Source organism: Roseburia sp. AF20-18LB (assembly GCF_003461185.1).
Taxonomy (GTDB): Bacteria; Bacillota; Clostridia; order Lachnospirales; family Lachnospiraceae; genus Roseburia_C; species Roseburia_C amylophila.
This window is the reverse complement of sequence record NZ_QTWP01000001.1, coordinates 146,577-167,011: the sequence shown is the minus strand read 5'-3', so window position 1 is coordinate 167,011 and position 20,435 is coordinate 146,577. Positions and strand designations below refer to the sequence as shown.

30 protein-coding genes are annotated in these 20,435 nt (G+C 36.4%); 17 read left to right on the top strand and 13 right to left on the bottom strand.

What is annotated here, in order from left to right:
* Positions 1-10: 10 nt before the first annotated feature.
* From DWX65_RS00870 to DWX65_RS14890, 15 genes are all read left to right on the top strand, one after another.
* Positions 11-703, top strand: coding sequence for a YggS family pyridoxal phosphate-dependent enzyme (locus DWX65_RS00870; RefSeq protein ID WP_117841055.1), 693 nt, complete (start codon positions 11-13; stop codon positions 701-703).
* A 19-nt stretch (positions 704-722) separates the two neighbouring features.
* The gene (locus DWX65_RS00865; RefSeq protein ID WP_117699220.1) at positions 723-1,244 is read left to right on the top strand and encodes a cell division protein SepF; all 522 of its coding nucleotides are present in this window, start codon (positions 723-725) and stop codon (positions 1,242-1,244) included.
* 36 nt (positions 1,245-1,280) lie between these two features.
* Positions 1,281-2,033 carry a YlmH family RNA-binding protein gene (locus DWX65_RS00860; RefSeq protein ID WP_118172586.1) on the top strand — a complete coding sequence of 251 codons (753 nt, stop codon included), beginning with the start codon at positions 1,281-1,283 and terminating at the stop codon, positions 2,031-2,033.
* A gap of 62 nt (positions 2,034-2,095) precedes the next feature.
* Complete coding sequence (gene lspA, locus DWX65_RS00855) at positions 2,096-2,617, top strand: signal peptidase II (RefSeq protein WP_118172585.1); 522 nt, start codon at positions 2,096-2,098, stop codon at positions 2,615-2,617.
* 15 nt (positions 2,618-2,632) lie between these two features.
* A complete protein-coding gene (locus tag DWX65_RS00850) occupies positions 2,633-3,553 on the top strand; it encodes an RluA family pseudouridine synthase (RefSeq protein WP_118172584.1) in 921 nt (306 codons plus the stop codon).
* 180 nt (positions 3,554-3,733) lie between these two features.
* Positions 3,734-4,363: a cytidylate kinase-like family protein gene (locus tag DWX65_RS00845; RefSeq protein ID WP_022243824.1), complete on the top strand. Its 630-nt coding sequence runs from the start codon at positions 3,734-3,736 to the stop codon at positions 4,361-4,363.
* A gap of 516 nt (positions 4,364-4,879) precedes the next feature.
* A complete protein-coding gene (locus tag DWX65_RS00840; protein WP_158564681.1) occupies positions 4,880-5,815 on the top strand; it encodes a rolling circle replication-associated protein in 936 nt (311 codons plus the stop codon).
* Positions 5,802-5,972 carry a hypothetical protein gene (locus DWX65_RS14905; protein ID WP_158564680.1) on the top strand — a complete coding sequence of 57 codons (171 nt, stop codon included), beginning with the start codon at positions 5,802-5,804 and terminating at the stop codon, positions 5,970-5,972. The genes DWX65_RS00840 and DWX65_RS14905 overlap by 14 nt, the downstream gene beginning before the upstream one ends.
* Before the next feature lie 3 nt (positions 5,973-5,975).
* Positions 5,976-6,203 carry a hypothetical protein gene (locus DWX65_RS00835; RefSeq protein ID WP_118172582.1) on the top strand — a complete coding sequence of 76 codons (228 nt, stop codon included), beginning with the start codon at positions 5,976-5,978 and terminating at the stop codon, positions 6,201-6,203.
* 66 nt (positions 6,204-6,269) lie between these two features.
* On the top strand, positions 6,270-6,443 hold the full coding sequence (locus DWX65_RS14900) for a hypothetical protein (protein ID WP_158564679.1): 174 nt from the start codon (positions 6,270-6,272) through the stop codon (positions 6,441-6,443).
* Positions 6,444-6,523: 80 nt separating this feature from the next.
* Positions 6,524-8,065, top strand: a complete 1,542-nt coding sequence (locus DWX65_RS00830) for a hypothetical protein (protein WP_147339113.1) — start codon at positions 6,524-6,526, stop codon at positions 8,063-8,065.
* A gap of 161 nt (positions 8,066-8,226) precedes the next feature.
* Entirely contained in the window at positions 8,227-8,469 is a 243-nt protein-coding gene (locus tag DWX65_RS00825; protein ID WP_118172580.1) for a hypothetical protein, read from the top strand.
* A gap of 4 nt (positions 8,470-8,473) precedes the next feature.
* Positions 8,474-8,611: a hypothetical protein gene (locus DWX65_RS14895; protein ID WP_158564678.1), complete on the top strand. Its 138-nt coding sequence runs from the start codon at positions 8,474-8,476 to the stop codon at positions 8,609-8,611.
* Complete coding sequence (locus DWX65_RS00820; RefSeq protein ID WP_118172579.1) at positions 8,608-9,504, top strand: hypothetical protein; 897 nt, start codon at positions 8,608-8,610, stop codon at positions 9,502-9,504. The genes DWX65_RS14895 and DWX65_RS00820 overlap by 4 nt, the downstream gene beginning before the upstream one ends.
* A gap of 1,238 nt (positions 9,505-10,742) precedes the next feature.
* Positions 10,743-10,910 carry a hypothetical protein gene (locus DWX65_RS14890; RefSeq protein ID WP_158564677.1) on the top strand — a complete coding sequence of 56 codons (168 nt, stop codon included), beginning with the start codon at positions 10,743-10,745 and terminating at the stop codon, positions 10,908-10,910.
* A 48-nt stretch (positions 10,911-10,958) separates the two neighbouring features.
* Here the strand turns inward: DWX65_RS14890 and DWX65_RS00815 are convergent, their stop codons facing one another.
* From DWX65_RS00815 to dtd, 10 genes are all read right to left on the bottom strand, one after another.
* Positions 10,959-11,579, bottom strand: a complete 621-nt coding sequence (locus DWX65_RS00815; RefSeq protein ID WP_118172578.1) for a zonular occludens toxin domain-containing protein — start codon at positions 11,577-11,579, stop codon at positions 10,959-10,961.
* A 13-nt stretch (positions 11,580-11,592) separates the two neighbouring features.
* Positions 11,593-11,820 (bottom strand): hypothetical protein, encoded by a 228-nt coding sequence (locus DWX65_RS00810; RefSeq protein ID WP_118172577.1) that lies wholly within the window; start codon positions 11,818-11,820, stop codon positions 11,593-11,595.
* Positions 11,821-11,831: 11 nt separating this feature from the next.
* Positions 11,832-13,454, bottom strand: a complete 1,623-nt coding sequence (locus DWX65_RS00805) for a hypothetical protein (RefSeq protein WP_118172576.1) — start codon at positions 13,452-13,454, stop codon at positions 11,832-11,834.
* A 71-nt stretch (positions 13,455-13,525) separates the two neighbouring features.
* The gene (locus DWX65_RS14885; protein ID WP_158564676.1) at positions 13,526-13,690 is read right to left on the bottom strand and encodes a hypothetical protein; all 165 of its coding nucleotides are present in this window, start codon (positions 13,688-13,690) and stop codon (positions 13,526-13,528) included.
* 16 nt (positions 13,691-13,706) lie between these two features.
* Entirely contained in the window at positions 13,707-13,841 is a 135-nt protein-coding gene (locus DWX65_RS15460) for a hypothetical protein (protein ID WP_278336290.1), read from the bottom strand.
* Position 13,842: 1 nt separating this feature from the next.
* Positions 13,843-14,019 (bottom strand): hypothetical protein, encoded by a 177-nt coding sequence (locus DWX65_RS14880; RefSeq protein ID WP_158564675.1) that lies wholly within the window; start codon positions 14,017-14,019, stop codon positions 13,843-13,845.
* Positions 14,020-14,026: 7 nt separating this feature from the next.
* Positions 14,027-14,254: a hypothetical protein gene (locus DWX65_RS00800; RefSeq protein ID WP_118172575.1), complete on the bottom strand. Its 228-nt coding sequence runs from the start codon at positions 14,252-14,254 to the stop codon at positions 14,027-14,029.
* A 3-nt stretch (positions 14,255-14,257) separates the two neighbouring features.
* Positions 14,258-14,422, bottom strand: a complete 165-nt coding sequence (locus DWX65_RS14875; protein WP_158564674.1) for a hypothetical protein — start codon at positions 14,420-14,422, stop codon at positions 14,258-14,260.
* Positions 14,409-15,341, bottom strand: coding sequence for a rolling circle replication-associated protein (locus DWX65_RS00795; RefSeq protein ID WP_147339111.1), 933 nt, complete (start codon positions 15,339-15,341; stop codon positions 14,409-14,411). Before DWX65_RS00795 ends, DWX65_RS14875 begins: the two co-directional genes overlap by 14 nt.
* A gap of 358 nt (positions 15,342-15,699) precedes the next feature.
* Positions 15,700-16,149 carry a D-aminoacyl-tRNA deacylase gene (gene dtd / locus DWX65_RS00790; RefSeq protein WP_117699216.1) on the bottom strand — a complete coding sequence of 150 codons (450 nt, stop codon included), beginning with the start codon at positions 16,147-16,149 and terminating at the stop codon, positions 15,700-15,702.
* 116 nt (positions 16,150-16,265) lie between these two features.
* Between dtd and DWX65_RS00785 the strand changes: the two genes are divergently transcribed.
* Positions 16,266-16,994 carry a tRNA lysidine(34) synthetase gene (locus DWX65_RS00785; protein ID WP_118172573.1) on the top strand — a complete coding sequence of 243 codons (729 nt, stop codon included), beginning with the start codon at positions 16,266-16,268 and terminating at the stop codon, positions 16,992-16,994.
* Entirely contained in the window at positions 16,987-18,036 is a 1,050-nt protein-coding gene (locus DWX65_RS00780) for a tyrosine-type recombinase/integrase (protein ID WP_118057465.1), read from the top strand. The genes DWX65_RS00785 and DWX65_RS00780 overlap by 8 nt, the downstream gene beginning before the upstream one ends.
* A gap of 137 nt (positions 18,037-18,173) precedes the next feature.
* Here the strand turns inward: DWX65_RS00780 and DWX65_RS00775 are convergent, their stop codons facing one another.
* The 3 genes from DWX65_RS00775 to yneA all read right to left on the bottom strand — a co-directional run bounded on the left by DWX65_RS00775 (position 18,174) and on the right by yneA (position 20,337).
* Entirely contained in the window at positions 18,174-18,824 is a 651-nt protein-coding gene (locus tag DWX65_RS00775) for a lysophospholipid acyltransferase family protein (protein WP_330414716.1), read from the bottom strand.
* A 191-nt stretch (positions 18,825-19,015) separates the two neighbouring features.
* Positions 19,016-19,633, bottom strand: coding sequence for an SGNH/GDSL hydrolase family protein (locus tag DWX65_RS00770; RefSeq protein ID WP_118057467.1), 618 nt, complete (start codon positions 19,631-19,633; stop codon positions 19,016-19,018).
* Between the two features lie 227 nt (positions 19,634-19,860).
* Positions 19,861-20,337, bottom strand: a complete 477-nt coding sequence (yneA, locus tag DWX65_RS00765) for a cell division suppressor protein YneA (protein ID WP_118172572.1) — start codon at positions 20,335-20,337, stop codon at positions 19,861-19,863.
* Between the last annotated feature and the right edge of the window lie 98 nt (positions 20,338-20,435).

Genomic DNA, 20,435 nt, shown 5'->3' with positions numbered 1-20,435 from the left:
GGTGTATAAAATGCTGAAAGAAAACTTAAAAGAAGTGCAGGAAAATATTTTAAAGGCATGTGAAAAGTCCGGAAGGAATCCGGAAGATGTAACATTGATTGCTGTCAGCAAGACCAAGCCGGTACCAATGCTGCAGGAAATTTACGATGAAAACATCCGTGACTTTGGGGAAAATAAAGTGCAGGAGCTGGTAGAAAAATATGATGAGCTTCCACAGGATATCAAATGGCATATGATTGGTCATTTACAGAGAAATAAAGTGAAATATATCGTTGATAAGGTCTGCCTGATTCATTCTGTAGATTCTTATCGTCTCGCTGAAGAAATTAATATTCAGGCAAAGAAGAAAAATATCACAGTTCCGATTCTTGTGGAAGTCAATATTGCTGAAGAAAGCAGCAAATTTGGTATTCATGCAGAGGATGCCATTGCACTGGTAGAACAGATTGCACAGCTTGAAAATGTACGGATAAAAGGACTTATGACTATTGCTCCGTTTGTAGAAAATCCAGAAGATAACCGTCAATATTTTCGGAATATCCGTCAATTATCTGTTGACATAGCCGCAAAAAACATTGATAATGTATCTATGAATGTCCTGTCCATGGGTATGACAGGAGATTATATGGTTGCCATTGAGGAAGGTGCTACAATGGTTCGTGTTGGTACCGGAATTTTTGGTGAAAGAAATTATAATAAATAAGTAGTTAGGAGAATGAACAATGGGTCTTTTTGATAAATTTATGGATGTTATGCGTTTGAACTCAGATGATGACGATGATGATTTCTATGATGACGATTATTATGATGATGAGGAAGAAGAAAAGCCAAAGAAAAAGCTTTTCCATAAGCATGAGGAAGAGGATGACGATTTCGATGAGCCTGTTGTAAAGGAGAAACCAAAGGCAGTCAGCAAGATTACTCCAATGCGCAGCAGCCGGAAGCAGAATGGTAATATGGCAGTCTGTGTGATTAAGCCAACCTCTTTTGAGGATGCAAGAGAGATTACTGAGACTCTTCTTATGAACCGTACCGTTGTATTGAATGTAGAGGGTCTGGATGTTGAGATTGCCCAGAGAATTATTGACTTTACCTCTGGTTCCTGTTATGCAATCAATGGAAATTTGCAAAAGATATCCAATTATATCTTTATTATTACACCGGAATCTGTTGATATTTCAGGTGACTTCCAGGAGATTTTAGACAGCTTCTCCGGTTCATCCATTCAGACAGATTTTCGTTAATAGTATTACAATCAAAATATATGATGTGATATAGCTATGATGCAGGATGAACAATTAATAAAAAAACGCTTCCTGGACTTGTTCCAGCAGGCACAACGCAAGGGGATTGTCTGTTTCAGCGATTTTCTTACCCTGAATGAACAGAATATCTTAAATAGCTGCGCCGGATCATTGGGAATTACCTATGAATTATCGGGCGGCTGTTTTTATGCAGAGCGTCAGATAGCAGCTTTTCTTCCTGATGCTCTTTATTATGAATGGAGTTATCCGATTAAATGTATTGAAATTGCACCGGCTTATCCGAAATTTGCAGATACAATTTCCCACCGTGATGTATTGGGAGCATTGATGAATCTTGGCATTGCAAGAGAGAAGCTTGGAGACATTCTGATAAAGGATAATAAGGCTTATCTTTTTGTAAAAAGGGAAATTGCCGATTACATAGCCGAGGAACTTCAACAGGTATGTCATACTATAGTACATTGTGTTTTAGAAGAACCATCAGCTATGGCAGTGGAGCCAGAATTAAAAGAATTCGAAAAAATTGTGGCATCGAATCGCTTAGATAGTGTGATAGCTACCATGAGCGGAAAATCAAGAAGCCAGTCGGTTGTACTGATACAATCCGGTAAAATTTTTATCAATGGTGCAGAATGTTTACATAACACATACTTATGTAAACAAAATGATGTGATTTCCATCCGCGGAACCGGAAAATTTATTTTTGATGGGGAAATTGGCACCACAAAGAAAAGTAAGATGAAAATCCGTTTCCGGCAGTATGTTTGATTAATGATGAAAATCCACTTCCGGCAGTATGTTTCATAAAAAAGACGAAAGGCGATAGATTTATGAATAAGAAAATTATGTATATAATTACTATATTGAGTACAGCAGTATTGCTTTTTCTCGACCAGATAGCAAAATATTTAGCCGTGCTTCATCTCAAAGGACAGGCTACAATTCCAATTATTAAGAACGTTTTTGAATTGCAGTATCTTGAAAATCAGGGGGCAGCCTTTGGTATTATGCAGGGAAAGAAAACTTTTTTTGTGATTGGGACATTGATTTTCCTTGTAATAGTTGTAATTCTTTATCATAATATTCCACTGACGAAAAGATTTACACCAATCCGCATTGTTGCTGTACTGATTGTTGCCGGTGCTATTGGAAATATGATTGACCGTGTTGTACACCAGTATGTCATTGATTTCTTTTATTTTAAGCTAATTAATTTTCCAATTTTTAATGTGGCAGATATTTATGTGGTAGTAGCATGTATTCTCTTTATTCTGCTGATGCTGTTTTATTATAAGGAAGAGGAATTAGGTCAGATTTTCCCATTTATGAAGAGCAAAAAAGCGGAAGAGTAGGGGGAAATTTCTTTTATGCATAATGAAACTTTTGAAGTTACGGATGAATATGAAGAGGAACGTCTGGATAAGTTTCTGGCTGCTATCTACCCGGAACAGTCCAGAAGTTTCTTTCAGAAATTGATAAAGGATGGTTTGGTATCAGTTAATGATGTGCCGCAATCAAAAGCAAATTATCGGATGCATATAGAAGATATGGTTTCTGTGACCATACCAGATGCGGTAAAGACAACCATTTTACCAGAAGCTATTCCATTAGACATCTTGTATGAAGATGATGATGTAATTATCGTTAATAAACCCAAAGATATGGTTGTACATCCATGTCCCGGACATTACAGCGGAACGCTTGTAAATGCAATCATGTACCATTGCAGGGAAAATCTTTCCGGAATCAATGGTGAAATCCGGCCAGGCATCGTTCATCGAATTGATAAGGATACCACCGGTTCACTGATTATATGCAAAAATGACCAGAGCCATCGTCTGATTGCAGAACAGATTAAAGTGCATTCCGTTAACCGGCTGTATCGTGGCATTGTAAAAGGAATTGTAAAAGAAGATTCCGGCACCATTGAAGGCGCAATCGGACGTCATCCAAAAGACCGTAAGAAAATGGCAATTAATGAACGAAATGGGAAAACCGCAATTACCCATTACCGTGTTATAGAGCGTCTAAAAGATGCAACTTATATGGAATTCAAACTGGAAACGGGACGTACCCATCAGATTCGTGTTCACATGGCAAGTATTGGTCATCCCTTACTGGGCGATACCGTATATGGCAGTCTGAAGAATCCATATCATCTGCAAGGACAGACCCTTCATGCTTATATCATTGGATTTGTGCATCCGACAACCGGAGAATATGTTGAGTTTAAAGCACCGATTCCGGAATATTTTGAAGATCTTTTAAATAAATTGAGGAAGAATTAATTCAGGATTCTTCTTCAATTTTTTATGCTTTCTACGGTATTATTTTCAGTAATATTTAGTGATTGACTGTTTTTAATTTTAAAAAATTTTATTTATTTTCAGAAAATACTAGGAATAATGCACTAAATATGTTATAATTCATCTATCAAGTTATATATTTTGCATAAAGAGGTGATTGCTATGGGAAATAATGTTGTTATAACCATCGGACGTGAATTTGGAAGTGGCGGAAGAGAAATTGGCAAGAAAGTTGCAGATCGTCTCGGCATAAAGTTTTATGATAAAGAGCTTTTACAGGAGGCTGCAAAAGAAAGCGGTTTCTGCCGTGAAATTTTTGAAAATCAGGACGAAAAGCCAACGAACAGTTTCTTATATTCTTTAGTTATGGATACATATTCCATAAATGGCTATTCATCCGCACCGTTTTTAGATATGCCGTTAAATCACAAAGTATTTTTAGCACAGTTTGAAACCATTAAGAAAATTGCTGAAAAAGAATCCTGTGTCATTGTTGGTCGCTGCGCCGACTATGCACTGGCAGAAAATCCAAACTGCATCAATGTATTTATTCATGCTGACAAGGAATTCCGGACAAAACGTGTAGCTGCGGAATTACAGGTAAATGAATCCAAAGCAAAGGATGCAATTCAGAAAAAAGACAAACAGCGTGCCAGCTACTACAATTACTATACCAGCAAGAAATGGGGCGACTCAAGAAGCTATCATCTGACCTTAGACAGCAGCGCTCTTGGCATTGATAAATGTGTAGAAATGATTTTACAGTATCGTGCATTATATCTTATGAAATAAGAACCAAAAAGCGCATGAACTTTTAAAGTATTTCAAAAGAAACTTTAGGGTTCATGCACTTTTTATTTTTCATTCATAGTTTTCACTCATTTGCTATAAAGCAGAACTGCCAAAGGGGGGATAAAAAGCTCTGAAACAGCCATAAGGGAATGCCTGTGTAAGTCAAAGGTATTTATGCGTGCGTCGGTGCTAACCGGCTTAAAATGGCAGCATTTATTCGTAAAAGTGAACGGTGTTTTGCGAAAATGCAGGCGTAGCCGGAATGGTAGTTTGTGCCATGCGATATTTTATCTCCCCCCTCTGAGCATGGCGGTTGCAAACTATTTGCAAAATGGAGCTTTTACGATATAAATTATCGTGTGAGATAAAAAATAGATAACTCATAATCAAAAGAAAGGTTATGGGCTATCTATTTTTTTTATCCAATTTGAATAGTTAGTTCCGGGTGGCAGGGTGTTGCCCCTACTTGACTATGGCAACACTTCTTCCCCATTAGGGAAAAAAATGGCTTACAATGTGAAAATCACAGAATATGCTAATGGTCAATTAGAAGTTACAACGTATAAACAAGGTGTTTATACAATGTTGGACGGAGAAAGTTCTTACCGTGCTGATATGATTGATAAAAAAGCTGATGCTTTAGCGTGGCGGTTTGCGTCTTATGTGGTTGATGAAAAGACTGGTAAAGGTCGTTTTATTCCTCGTATTGAAGATAGGGAATATTGCTATAATCCGTTTACTGAAAAGATTCAACGTGTTTATACGGACGCTGACGAATGGGCTATTGAGCGTAAAAAAGAGCATTCTTTGTATAGTTCGCTTAACCGTACACGTTCTGCCTTGTATATGTACGCTCGGCAATGCAACTGGGAATTTTTTATTACATTGACCTATTCACCGGATAAAATAGAAAATCGTTATGATTATTCGTTATGTATGAAAAAGGTCCGTAAATGGATTGACCATTGTAAACAACGTAAGTCAAAAGAATTATTGTATTTGCTTGTGCCGGAACAGCATAATGACGGAGCGTGGCATATTCACGGATTGTTATGTAATACTACTGGACTTACGTTTACTGATTCCGGTAAAAGATATGACGGAAAAATTGTCTATAACTTGGATGATTGGAAATTAGGTTATTCAACAGCTACAAAAGTTACTGATACTTACAAAGTATCAAATTATATTACTAAATATATCACAAAAGACTTGTGCGCTATAACTCCGGGAAAACAACGGTATTTTGTTTCTCAGTCGATACCAAAACCAAAAACATTTACTGCATTAATAGACCTGGATGAAGTAGATAGTTTTATTCAAGAAGTAGCTGATTCCTGCGGTGCTGAATTAGAGTATCAAAAGGATGTTAGCGGTTACTTGGATGTTAACTATAAATATTTTAAAAAATGTCAAGAAGAAAGAGAGGACAAAGAAAATGGCAAACAGTAACAAAAAAACGGAAACACCTACACATTTATTTACTATGGAGATTAAGCCGGTAACATTGCCTCAGGCAATTTATATTGATGCTATCGTCATCCCGGAAATTAATGTAGTATTACAGCGTCATGCTGACAACCTTAAAGAGTTAGGAAAGGAGATTTAAAAAATGATTAAATTAGTAGGATATATTCCAATGAAGAAAAAGAAAGGTAAAGTATTATTTATTGAGCAGGACGGCAGTGATTCTGTTGTCGGAAAGGTGACAGACAAGATATTCTTGTTTGATGATTTATCCGATAAGATTAAGCCGGAACATATCGGGCATGAACTTACTGTATCGTACGGTATGGGGTATAGCGGAAAAGCCTATGTTTCTGACGTATCGATAAAATAGCGGTCAACCTTGGTAGTGTACAATGCCAATTGACATATAACATTTTTAAGGAAAGGAGTAAGCACTATGGGTGGAGTATTAGCGGCAAGTGCAAGTGTAAGTATGACAGATGCAGTGACTAGCCTTATGGGCGTTGTATCTACTGTAATGAAGACTATTACTGGTGATGCAGTATTAATGACATTCTTCTGTGCCGGTATTATTGGTATTGCCATTGCAGTAGTTAAAAAGTTACGCTAATAGGCGTATTTGTAACATGCAAAATAGTGCCGGGGCGGTTTATTTGCTCCGGCATTTATCAATTCAAAGAGGAGGGTTATATGATGCCTACAATATTAAATTCGAAAAAAATACAAAGTAAATTGTTTTATATATTAACGTTCTGCATAGCGGTTGTGTTGGTCAGTCTGATTATGATTCATCCAACCGAAGTAAAAGCGGAAGATTTGTCGGTTGGCTATCCGGTAAATGGTACGCAAAAAACGGATATGCTCGGTTCTACTACAAAAAACACTAGCGACGTTAGTGTATTTAAAGTAACACATTTTAGCATTCATTATAAGACCATTAAGGGTGCCGGCGGATTGGATAGCATGGTACACAATCATACTTTGACATATAAGTTTAGGTCTTTAGGTGGAAATTATGATACTGCTCCTATATACGCTTTTAAGACTGCTTATCCGTCTGGCTATTATGGTGTCTATAAAAAAGTCTATGTTTATTCTGAACAACCTTTCGAGATTATTTGTACTGATGCTGATAGTGACGGTCATATTATTTATAATCGTACTTCTACATATAGTTCAAAGGGTAGCTTGGGTTATGGCTGTGCTGTGTTGGATTTTCCGGGCAACGCACCCAATGAATATTTTCTAAATAGTGGCAGTTGGTGGGATGTACTTGGTTTTGTATATGACCATCTCGGTGGTACTGCATTAGAAACTAAAGACCATAATATTAGGGGTAATGAAATTGAGGGGGTTGTTGAGAGTGGTACTAAAACGGATTTAGGATTTTCTTCGGATAATGCTACACATACTGATAAACTTGGTAGCCTTATGGGTATGACTTCTGACGTGCTTACGGTTACTGGCGGCAATAATCAAACTATTGATTGTGCCTATGTGCTTAAGTGGAAAGGTAAAACGTCTACTGGGTTTGATTTAACTGATACTTCTGTTTATAAAAAAATAGAGGTACAAACTAGAGTACAGTGCAAAGGTTATTATTATTCCGGCATGGGTTCGACTGGTGACTTGGTGGAAATGGTGCATAATATCGGCGGTTGGTTCGATTATAAAAATGTTACTGCATCTGATAAAAAAGTTCGTGTGGCTCAATCTGAAATCAATACCGGATTACCGTCATTTTTTGATGAGTACAAAGATATTAGCAATTTGCATATGAAATATTTTGATGTGTATTTTTATTTGCGTCCAGTCGCATTGTCTGATGACGGTTGGTTATATGGTGACTGGGTTCAGTTTAAATATGATAAAGTTAGCGGTCTTGGCTATATAACTGGTGATGCTGATGGAGAAGTTACCGGCGGTGATTTTGACCCGGATAGTGGGGAGTGGAAACCCAATCCGGATAGTCCGTCTAATGGTAATGAACCTATAGGAACTGGTAACGGTTCGTCATTGGATGATGCGGAGGATGATGCTATTTCTAACGGTGGCGGTGGCGGTTCTTCCGGCGGTCTTACTGACTTGAAAAGTTTCTTTGAAATGGTGGGGCAGATTCCTGCACTTATAAGTGATGTATTGTCATTTCTCCCGGCTTGGTGCCTTGGTTTTATAGCGTTTGGCTTTGCTGTCTTTGTTGCGCTGATGATAGTAAAAGCTGTAAGGGGGTAGTGCATGGATATATTGGCTTTATTTAAAATGGTAGCGGATTTATTTGTCAAGTTTTGGTCGATTAATATGCATATTGGCAAGTATACGATTTCTGTCGGTGCGGTTGTCGTGTTCTGCCTTGCAATAGGTTTGATTATAAAGTTTATGAGAGGTATTAGTGAATGAGTAGTGAGGTTGTTGTATATGATACGGAAACTATGCAGATTTCTACGGAAAACATGGAAGAAAATACGGAGAACGTGGAAACGTCTACGGAAATTACTGATTCCGGCGGTACGCTGGATAACAATACACTTGTTTCCATAGATGATAAATTGTCGGTTATAATGTTTCTCCTGCTTTTTATGTTCTGTTGGTCGTGCATGCGGCATTGGAGAAATAATGTACTTAAGGGGGTGAAATAGTTTTATGGATGCAATCGTAAATTTAATTATTGGAGAGAGCACAACGTTAGACGTTTATGTATTTGTCCGGCTTGTAGTGGTTATGATGTCTCTTGAACTGTTTACTATGGCTTGCGGACTGATTGGGGGAATGAAAAAATGATATTTATTGTAATAATCGGAATAGCTATATTGCTGTGGCTGTCTGTCATTGCTAGGATAGTAGCGTTTCATCCAATAAAAACAATCTGTTATGCTGCAAAAGATACTATCATGTATTTCAGACATAAGCAGTATAACTATTATAACGCCGGGATATTAAATTGTTACTGTGCTCATTTTGGCGGTGGAAAGACTCTGTCTATTGTTCATTATGTAGATGCTATATTCAAACGGTATAATAATAAAATGGTGTGGGATAGAGGACGAAAGAAATTTGTCCGACAAAAGGTACATATCATTAGCAACGTAGAATTGTTATCTGTACCGTTCGAACCGTTGCAATCACTTTCCCAAGTGGTATGTTGCGCTTACCGTAACAAGGCTATTGATGATGAACAGAATACACGAACTGTTGTTATTGTTGTACTGGATGAGGCAAGCGCACAACTAAATAGCCGGAGTTTTAAAACAAATATTGACCCGGCATTTTTGAATACGTTAATTACTTCAAGGCATTATCACATTTCTTTTATGTATTCGTCACAAAAGTTCAAGCTAACGGATGCGCTTATGAGGTCTGTTACTCAAAAGTGTATTAATTGCAATAAAATTTGGCGGTTTATGATACAGAATGAATATGATGCTGATGAAATGGAATATGCTTCTGACCCTACTATGGTAAAACCTCGTAAACGTACTGGATTTTTAATACTTGATTCAGATTACAATTCATATGATACGTTAGCCTGCGTTGATAAATTGAAAAAGTCAGTAGATGAGGGTGATATGATGAGTGAGGAGGAAATACTTACCATGCGTGGAGAAATAAATCCTGATAATGATGCTATAACCAACCGTTCTAAACGGTTAAAAAGAAGAATGAAAAAAAAGTAAACTTAGTGCCTTTGTCCGGACAGCTTGCGCGGACAAAGGCACTTGTGATATAATTGATATATTATATAAGGGGGTGTGATTTGTCTTGAAAAAAAAGGTGTTTAAATTTATTGTTGTTAGCTTTTTGGTGTTGTTTTTTGTGTTCGCTGTTTGTACACTAGCTGATACGTTTCTTAATCATAAAATGGGTGTACCGTCTGTTAGCACTGGTCATTTTGATTCATCCGGTGAATTTGTGGAAGATTCTTATTGAATTGATGCTATTTTGTAGTGGTATGCAATGCCGCCAGTCTATCAAAGTGTTTAGGCATCCGGGCGGAGGATTTGCTCCGGTTTGACCAGTGTTAGCTTGTGCGAAGCACAGCTTGCCTAAGCTGTGCTTGTTCGCCCGTGTATATAAAAGTCTAATTTTGTCAACGGCTATGTTTTTTTAGCCACTGTTTTTGTGGCCTAAAAAAATTAACTGATCGTTCCACGGTTTTTGTGGAACATTCAGTTAACCGTTTACAGAATTTGACTTTTATGTCGGTAGTAGCTTGCATTTAAAAAGGACAATCAATTATCTTTCGTGGTGGTTAATTACTGGTAGTGAGTGGTTTGATAATTATATAATGAGTTTCAACCGTGTGCATCTGCACACGGTTTTATTATGGGAAAATCTCCGGATTTTCCCTACCTTTGCGTATATAAATCAATATGTCAACGCCTTGCTTTTGCTTGCAAAAGTTGCATCCATAGACGTTTTATCTATGGATGTAAGGGTTTACATGTTGTATTTTATACGCTAGAACAGAAAAAAAATGTTGACTTCTGTGCATTAGTATGCTATATATTGATTGTGAGTTATTTATTCGTAAAAGCTGTGTTTTGCGAATAGATAACTCACACCCTATATATACCATACTAACGCACGATAGTCAACTTTTTTTATTAATTGTATAATCTTTTCAAATACAAGCTACTACCAAATATAAAAGCCAATTTTAGTAAACGGTTAACTGGATGTTCCACAAAACCAGTGAAACGATCAGTTAATTTTTTTTAAGCCACAAAAACAGTGGCTAAAAAAAACGTAGCCGTTGACAAAAAATAATCTTTTATATATATAGGTGAACAAGCACAGCTTAGACAAGCTGCGCTTGCGCCAATTCCTACTTGCTACTTCGGGATTACTGGACGCCCCACTATAAGATATGTTACAATACAATTATTCATTCTAATGATATAGGGGGTACATCATGAGCAGAAAAAACAGATTCAAAGAAATAAAAATCAAACCAAAAACATATCGTATATCTGGCAAGGGGAACAAATCCATATTTACCGATATTTGCGGAATTATTGCTACTTTTGTAATTATATTGTTTGTAATGTGGCTACGCAAAAATGGTTATATGATTTTTTAACATATCGCAACGCCTGGCATCATGGTGGGGACCCCAAGCCCCACCCATTCAACCAGGCGTTGTAAATATGTTATAAGTATCATATAAACTATAGTATTTTTTATGAGCTTTAAAGAACTGGCTACCAACCTTTTCTTTCATTGGATACCATATTTTAACCGATACAAATAAATTGCCTATACTAATCATGGATAATATTTTTCCAATCAATCCATAATTAGATACTTTTCTATGCACAAGTTCATATTCTATTAATGAGCGAATCTGTCTATCAATCATCCGGTCAAACTGACTTACTAATACAATGTCATATCCGTATTTCCTATGTTGCGTAAAAAAGGACAACCACTCGTTGCGACCAGTACGCCCCCAATCCCTTGAATTAAATAATATCTGACATTCATCAATAACTAATAATATACTACCCTCTTTTGGCCTTTTGTTTTTAAATAGATTTTGTGAATAATCTATAAGTCTTTGCGGCGTCAATTCCAAGTTATCAATATAGCAAAACGAATCATAGAATCTTTTAGCTTTTATCTTTTTATAGTTTACATGAACATCAAAATTGCATATTGTTGGACGCCCGGAACGGATTCTATAGTATAACTTTTCCGCTAGATGTAATGATTTACCACTACCCGGCGTACCTGAATACAATGTTATCAATATATATTCACCTCTATTCTATTGCCCTAATCCATCTTAAAATAATTTGATACGCATAAAACAAACCAATTGCCACAAGCCACGCCTCACCAATTGCAATAATCTGACTTATAGGCAAGAAGTAATTGAGATAGCCTAAGTATGGCAAATCCTGCATCTTATTTATAAATGTTATAAATGGACTTGTAGGCAAGAACTTTAATATTTTATCGAATATGCCCGATACTGCTGAAAAATCCATAAAAATCCCCCCTATCCTTTTATAATGTTTCGTGTTACTAAAATCAGACCAACAATGAATGTTAGTAATATTCCAGTTCTAAATATTGTTACCAGTGGTCTTACCTTGTCAAAATTCAGATGGAACGTATATTCAAAGTTTAACGAATCAACTTTCAAAGTGTATTCCCATTCCGGAGCTACTGGCTTCGCTTTTAATACTTCGAAGCACCGGACTAAATCAAATGGAATACAAAATGGAAATATAGTTGTCCATCCGTCATATTTTAATTTGTTATTCTTATCATCTGTTGGAGGATCAGGCGTAGTGGAATCATCAATAACATCATCAATAGGAATATCCGTATCAATTACAACATCCCCAACCTTATCAACCGGAGTAACTCCCGGTATAGGTAAGTCAATAACCGCGTCACCCTCTGCCACTCCACCAACCGGAATATCTGACACGGGTACATCAATATCACCGTTTATAACTTTGTTTCCTGCTTCATCCTCTCCGGCAGTTTGACCCGGTACAACAACATCATATGCATCCGGGTAAGTACCGCTATTTATTAAATCTAATATTGAATCCGGCACAGACAGTCCGCCCAATATTTTAGGAAATATAACATCCGGCGCAAGGTCACCACGGACACCATCAACCGCTATAGTTGAGTACAAAATACGCCCCGGGTCGTTCACACAAGCCAAACGCTGACTTATTCCGTTTCGATCAGTAACAAAGCCATCAAAAAGCCAAGTTCCTTGATTCCATCTAATAGCTTTACTTACGCCATAACTAGGCGCATATTCATAAATTGGCACATTATTAGAATCTAATACAACTTGATATACAAATCCATTTTTATTCACGGCATTAATACTTTTCTGAAAAGAACCATCATCATTATAAATGTTATAATAAAGACCACCGCCCGTGCTGCTTTCATCAGTATATACACCCTTTGCAGCCACATTACTAGGAATGTCATAAACAGTAACATAATAATAATATACAGTACAAGGAATATTAGTAGAACCAGCCCAAGGTTTAACATAAGTCGTGCTTAAATCTTTATATTTATAAATAGTCAATGCGTTAAAATCTGTATTATCATACTTAGCTTTGATTTGTTCCATTTGTGTAGTGGTTAAATACGGTAATTGTATAGAAAGCGTATCAGCAATCGAACCCGGCGTTAACGTTGGATAAGCTTCATGCGGTTTACTTCCGACCTTTGACCCATCAGTCCCGGTAAACATATCCGCCGCCCATTCTTTCAACTTATGCCACCCATCCGAGCCGGCATCCATAACAATACGTCCAGTTTCCTGCGCATCTTGTATTACATTATCTAACCATATATCAAATGTTTCATCTATACCATCCATCTCAGAATCAACAGCCGATTTTATAGAATCGAGTATTGATTTTGCATCTTTTTCTATGACGTCTTTATTTTCATATGCTTCAGCAGCAGTCCAAGTTATTCCCAGCATACCTAAAAGCGTTCCCATAACTTCACTTAATGACCATAATGTATACGCCCATTCTGCCGCCTGCGCCTGCTGATAGTCACATACAACAGTTGACACAGATAAATATAACGCCATAAATATTATACATATTCTTTTAGCAATTGTTTTCATTATGTTATCTCCTTTAATTCAAAAACTGGCATGGAAAATTCATTCCATGCCAGTCAGTTGCCAAACGTACCTTACGCCTTACCTGTCAGTTTCTTAAACACTTTGATGCCAAATGTAACAACCATTACAGCACCAACAACGCCTAATGCGATAGGTAATACATTAGCAATTGCAGTATTGCAATTGGTAGCAACAGTTGTAAACGCTTCTGTTAATGCAGTCTGAATACCTTCCATTGTTTTTTCCTCCTTTTCATGCTTTTTTAAAAAACTTTATAATTCCACCGATTGCAAATGATATAACTTCACATGAGCAACCGAATAGAAAACCGCCTATAATACCCATTCCGAAGATTGTAATTGCACCATAAATATCATATGTTTGCATATTAATACCTCACCTTATTGAACAATATTCTTGCGATAACCAATCCACACAATACACCGATTCCGAACAATACACATATAAGCAATACTTCCATATTTCCAGCATGGGTAGCAAATAAATCACTGGACGCAACTTCCGTAACCGTATCTGATATTTCTGTATTTAATACATTTTCCATAACAGACCTACTTTACAACAACATCAGCAACATAAGCCTTGCCATTATAGCCGCAACTATAACTGACAATAACCTCATGTCCAACAGAATCCGGCTTTATTTTTTGTGATAAATCATCAAACAAAAAAATCTTATCAGTTGCTTTACCAACGCAACCATCAACACCATCCTGCTCCACAAAAAGTATCTTTCCAACTTTCTTTTTCATTTCTACATATCCGACTAATTTAACCATCCTTTACTGCTCCTCTCCTAATTCAATAATATCTTTTTTGTACTTTTCCAATACTGCGACAATCTCCGGCATAACGACCGCCTCAATGTAAACCGCCTGCGATTGTGCCTTTGCAGATACTATAATCTTAATATCTGCCATCTTTTCATTTTCTTCACTGTTTGCCATTCTCTTTCTTTTCTCCTTTTTGACTTTTTTTAAAATATTTATAGTTAACATCCAAGTAACCGCTAACATCCTTTTGATATTCTAAATCAGCACCGCAGGAATCAGCTACTTCTTGAATAAAACTAACTACTTCATCCGGGTTTATTAATGCAGTAAATGTTTTCGGTTTTGGAATCGACTTTGATACAAAATACCGTTGTTTTCCCGGAGTAACAGCACACAAATCTTTTGTTATATATTTAGTTATATAGTTAGATACCTTATATGTATCATCAACTTCTGTAGCAGTTGAAAAGCCTAGTTTCCAATCATTCAAGTTATAGACAATTTTTTCATTATATCTTTTTCCAGAATCAGTAAACGTTAAGCCAGTAGTATTACATAACAATCCGTGTATATGCCAAGCACCATCTTTATGTTGTTCAGGCACAAGCAGATATAATAAATCTGCCGCTTTTCGTTTCCTGCAATTATTTATCCATACATGCACCTTTTTCATACACAAAGAATAATCATAACGATTTTCAATCTTATCTGGCGAATAAGTCAATGTGATAAAATACTCCCAGTTGCATTGCCGAGCGTACATATACAAGGTAGAACGTGTACGGTTAAGTGAACTATACAAAGAATGTTCTTTTTTACGTTCAATAGCCCATTCATCAGCATCCGTATAAACACGTTGAATCTTTTCAGTAAACGGATTATAGCAATATTCCCTATCTTCAATGCGAGGAATAAAACGACCTTGTCCGGTCTTTTCGTCAACGACATAAGACGCAAACCGCCACGCTAACGCATCAGCATTTTTATCAATCATATCAGCACGATAAGAACTCTCACCGTCCAACATTGTATAAACGCCCTGCTTATACGTTGTAATTTCCAATTGTCCGTTAGCGAATTCTGTAATTTTCACATTGTAAGCCATTTTTTCCCTAATGACTGAAAAGTGTTGCCATAGTCAAGTAGGGGCAACACCCTGCCACCCAGAACTAGCTATTTAAATTGGGTACAAAAAAAATAGATAGCTCATAACCTTTCTTCTGATTATGAGTTATCTATTTTATTTTTTTATATCGTACATTAATCTATTCAGCAAAACACCCATTTTGCGAATAGTTTATAAGCGCCATGCTCAAAGGGGAGAGTATGAATATCGCATGGCACAAACTACCATTCCGGCGTTGCCTACATTTTCGCAAAACTACGAGCGAGTTTTGCGAATAGATGCTTCACTACCACTATATATACCATATTAACGCACAAAGCAGACTTTACATCAAGTCTTTTGAATCTAATATAATTGTAAATGGACCGTCATTCAGCAAAGTTATCTTCATATCGGCTCCAAAGGAACCAGTTTGTACATCTGGAACTTCGTCACGACATTTTCCAATGATATATTCATATAACTCGTTAGCTTTTTCTGGATTACCTGCATTTACAAAGGACGGTCGATTTCCCTTACGACAATCTGCATATAATGTAAATTGTGAAACTAACAAAAGGGATCCATTTACATCCTTTAGACTTAAATTTGTCTTGCCATTCTCATCTGCAAAAATCCTTAATCCCAATAGCTTTTTAACTAATTTATCTGCAATTTCTTCATTATCATCCTCAGCAATTCCGATTAATACCAGGTAGCCATTCTGAATGGAACCAATAATTTTCTGTTCAACTTCAACTTTGGCATGTGTAACACGCTGTATTACAAATTTCATTCTTCTATAATTCCTTTCATTACATATTCTTATCCTATTATATATGTAAAGACATGGATTTTCCAGTAGTTTTCATGTATAATGTATTCGTAAAACACAAAACTTGGAGGCTATTCATGAAACTTCAAAAATTATATAGTTATACCAGAAAGGCGATGGATGATTTTCAGATGATTAAGGAAAATGATTCTATTGCGGTTGGTATTTCCGGAGGAAAAGACAGTCTTACGCTGCTATATGCCCTGGCTGGTCTACGCAGATTTTATCCGGTGCACTACTCTCTTACTGCCATAACAGTTGATTTGGGATATCCGGATTTTGATTTAACAGAAATCAAAGCATTGTGTCAGAAGCTGGATGTGCCATATCATATTATTCCAACACAGATTGGGGCAATTATAAAAGAGCAGAACAAAAAGAATAGCCCCTGCTCCCTTTGCGCCAAGCTTCGAAAAGGAGCATTAAATCAGGCTATCATAGAACTTGGGTGCAATAAGGTTGCTTATGCTCATCATAAAGATGATATCATAGAAACTATGTTACTTTCGCTTATGTTCGAGGGAAGATTTTATACATTTCCTCCTGTTACACATCTCGACCGTAGCAATCTCGATGTTATCCGGCCACTGATGTATGTTCCGGAAGTCGATGTAATTGGTTTTAAAAATCATTACAATCTTCCTGTTGTTAAAAATCCATGTACATTTGATGGAAAAACAAAGCGTCAGTATGCCAAGGATTTATTACAACAGCTTAATAAAGATCATCCTGGTGTAAGGAACCGTTTATTTACAGCAATTTTAAATGGGAATATTCCAGACTGGAGGCAATTATCCAATGAATGAAAAGGCATATTATGAATCAGTAAATACAAAAAATGAATTAAAGTTACGTGAACTTCAGAAGGAGCTGCCCCCCTTCTGCCGAGAGTTTTTTATCGGAATGAAAGCGTCTGTTTCGTCCCGGACCCTATTGGCTTATGCATATGATTTAGGTATATTTTTTGATTTTATACATCAGAATAATCCCATTTGTGCGAAAAAGCCGGTAAATGAATTCACCATCGATTTGTTAGACCAGATTTCGCCTATGGATATTGAGGAATATCTTGATTATTTAAGGGTTTATGAAAAAGATGGTGTTGCGCATACCAATGATGAAAGAGGCATTTCACGTAAACTGGCAAGCTTACGAAGCTTTTATAATTACTATTTCTGTAAAGAAATGATAACAAAAAATCCTGCACAGCTTGTCCGGATGCCAAAAAAACACGAAAAAACCATAACGAGACTTGATGTAGATGAAGTTGCTATGCTGTTAGATGAAGTTGAATCTGGTGAAAAATTAACCGAACGCCAGCAAAAGTTTCATGAACAGACCAAATGTCGTGACCTTGCTATTATGACTTTACTTTTAGGAACTGGAATTCGTGTTTCCGAATGTGTGGGACTTGATATCACAGATGTAGACTTTCGTAACAACGGAATCAAAGTGCATCGAAAAGGTGGAGCTGAAGTTGTTGTATACTTTGGTGATGAGGTTCGCACAGCCCTTTTAAATTATCTGGAAGAAAGAAATACCATTGAAGCTGTGGAAGGAAGCACCAATGCCCTCTTCCTTTCCCTGCAGAAGAAACGAATCGGTGTCCGGGCAGTAGAAAATCTGGTAAAAAAATACTCAAAATTAATTACTACCATGAAGAATATTACACCGCATAAATTAAGAAGTACCTATGGAACGTCACTATATCGCGAAACAGGCGATATTTACCTGGTGGCTGATGTCTTAGGCCATAAAGATGTAAATACCACGAAAAAGCATTATGCGGCCTTAGAGGATGAACGTCGAAGAACTGCTCCAAAATATATTCATTTGCGGGATGAATAAAAATAAGCATTCTTATCATTATATTATAATTAATATTTTATAAGAAAAACAGTTTCCCTTCCAGTATTATAAAAGTAAAAATATATTTATAATCACCAGAAGGGAAACTGTTTTAATATAAGATAATAAAAGGAATCTTATAAAATACTTGATATCTTATCCTGAATCCGCTGTTTTACTAATTCGGCAATTTCTTTGGATTTCATATCTTTATACTCTTCGTAATAAATCGGCTCCAAATAATGAACCTGTGTAGTAATTGGCCACAGATAAAAACTGTTAAAGACTTTGTAGGAATCAATCAGCGCAATTGGTACAATTGGTACATGTGCTTTTATTGCAGATTTAAAACTACCCGCTTTGAAATCACAGACACGATTACGGTTATTGAATTCGTAACCACCTTCCGGAAAAAGAATGTATTTCTTTCCGTTCTTTACATCTTCTGAAACTTCGGTAATAATTTTCAAAGCCTGACGGACATTATCTTTTATTAAACGCTTACCCTGAAGTAAGTCAACAAATTCACTTACCAGAATGGTATGGGATTTTGCTTCGTCCATAACAAGGGAACATGGTTCCTTATGAGTGCTTATGATACCAAGAGCATCATATTTACCCTGATGATTCGGATACATAACATATCCACCTTCTTTTGGAAGATTTTCTTCGCCATAGGCTACAGTCTTGATTTTACCGGAACGCTTCATTAAATAAATGACATGACGAACCAGTTTATATCGTTCCTCTTCCGAATATTTTTCCGGATGATCTGCCCACTTTCTCATTTTCGGTATAATATATGGGGCTCGAAAAAGATTCATTATAATAACATATATAAAACGTAACATTTTCTAACTCCTTGATATTTTAATCTTGTACTATGCGTAAAATAATACATAGCTATTATACCACATTCCGAAAATTCGACAACTATTCTTTCTTTTCTGATAAATTTTATTTTAAATTTCTTAGCATATTATGCTGCAATCACTTTAAGGACTGCTTCTGCCAGCTTCTGATGTCCCTCTTCATTTAAATGTTCTCTATCAGCACTGCTTGGTGCTGCAATATCAGATGCAGCAAGAAAATCACAGTTGTATTTTAGGGCAATTCTTTGATAAACGGATTTTAATTTTTTAGATACTTCAACAGATTTTTGATTAAATTCAGGATCAAACTCCGGCTCCCAAACTCCTTCTCCCAATTGGATTGGAGAAATTAACAAAACACGGGTATCTGAATCAATTTTCCGAATCTGTTTTAATAATTGTTCTATTCCAAGTCCGATTACTTCTGCTGATGCATTATATAAGCTTTTGCAGTCATTCGTTCCTAACATAAGAACAACCCGGTCAATTGGAGCGTGGCTTTCTAACAGTGTCGGAAGTAAGGCAGCCCCCTTCCGTCCCTCTCTTAGCTCATCTTCAAAGACGGTGGTTCTACCGCATAAACCTTCTTCTATAATACGATAACCTTTTTCATATAAATGTTGTTCTAAAAGACCTGTCCATCTGGTATCACGTCCATATCTCTCTTTTGTGCCAGGAATTAAACCGTAAGTATTTGAATCGCCAAAGCATAATATTTCTTTCATAGTAAACCTCCATTTGTCTAAAATAATGTAATTTGATATATGTAGTTGAAAATAATACTTTTTCTAATTTCCTACTATATTAATATGGTTACTATGAAAAGTCAATATAAAATTAAAAATAATATTTAAAATAACATTAAAACAAAATCTCTTCTTGTATATCTTATTTATCCAGAAAGGTATCTAATTTATCTAAAAGCGGTCTGTGTTCTGTCATATCTGAAATCCTATTTAAATTCACTGGAAGAATAAGAAACAGTAAGGTACTCTCCCGCATGGATGGTATCACTGGTCAACTGGTTCATCTCTTTTACTTCTTCGATATAAGAGGCATAATCGGCATCATCATCTGCATATTGCTCTGCAATCGTCCAGAGAGTATCCCCTTTCTGTACTTCAATGCTGGTATAATATTTATAGGTATTTACCTCATTGGAAGCTTTGCTCTGTGAAGAAGCAAGCAGGTTGCTTCCTAAAATAACACCAAGGATGGTTAAAAGCACTGCCAGAAAAGAAATAATAAGATATCTTTGAATCTGGCACACATATGCTTTGTTTCTTCCTCCGTTTGCACGAATTGCCATCGTACGATTCGATGTATACTGAGTTCCATCCATATCTCTGCGCCTGTTGTCCATTCTATTTCCCCTTCCGTAGTATTCTTTATATTCGTTGTATCCATATACTCTATTATCACGATTCATTGTTTCGTCTCCTTTCGAACGTCTGTTGCGAACATTTGTTTATATATGCATTATATATAGGGAACATTCGTTTGTCAAGAAGAAAAGCGAACAAATTT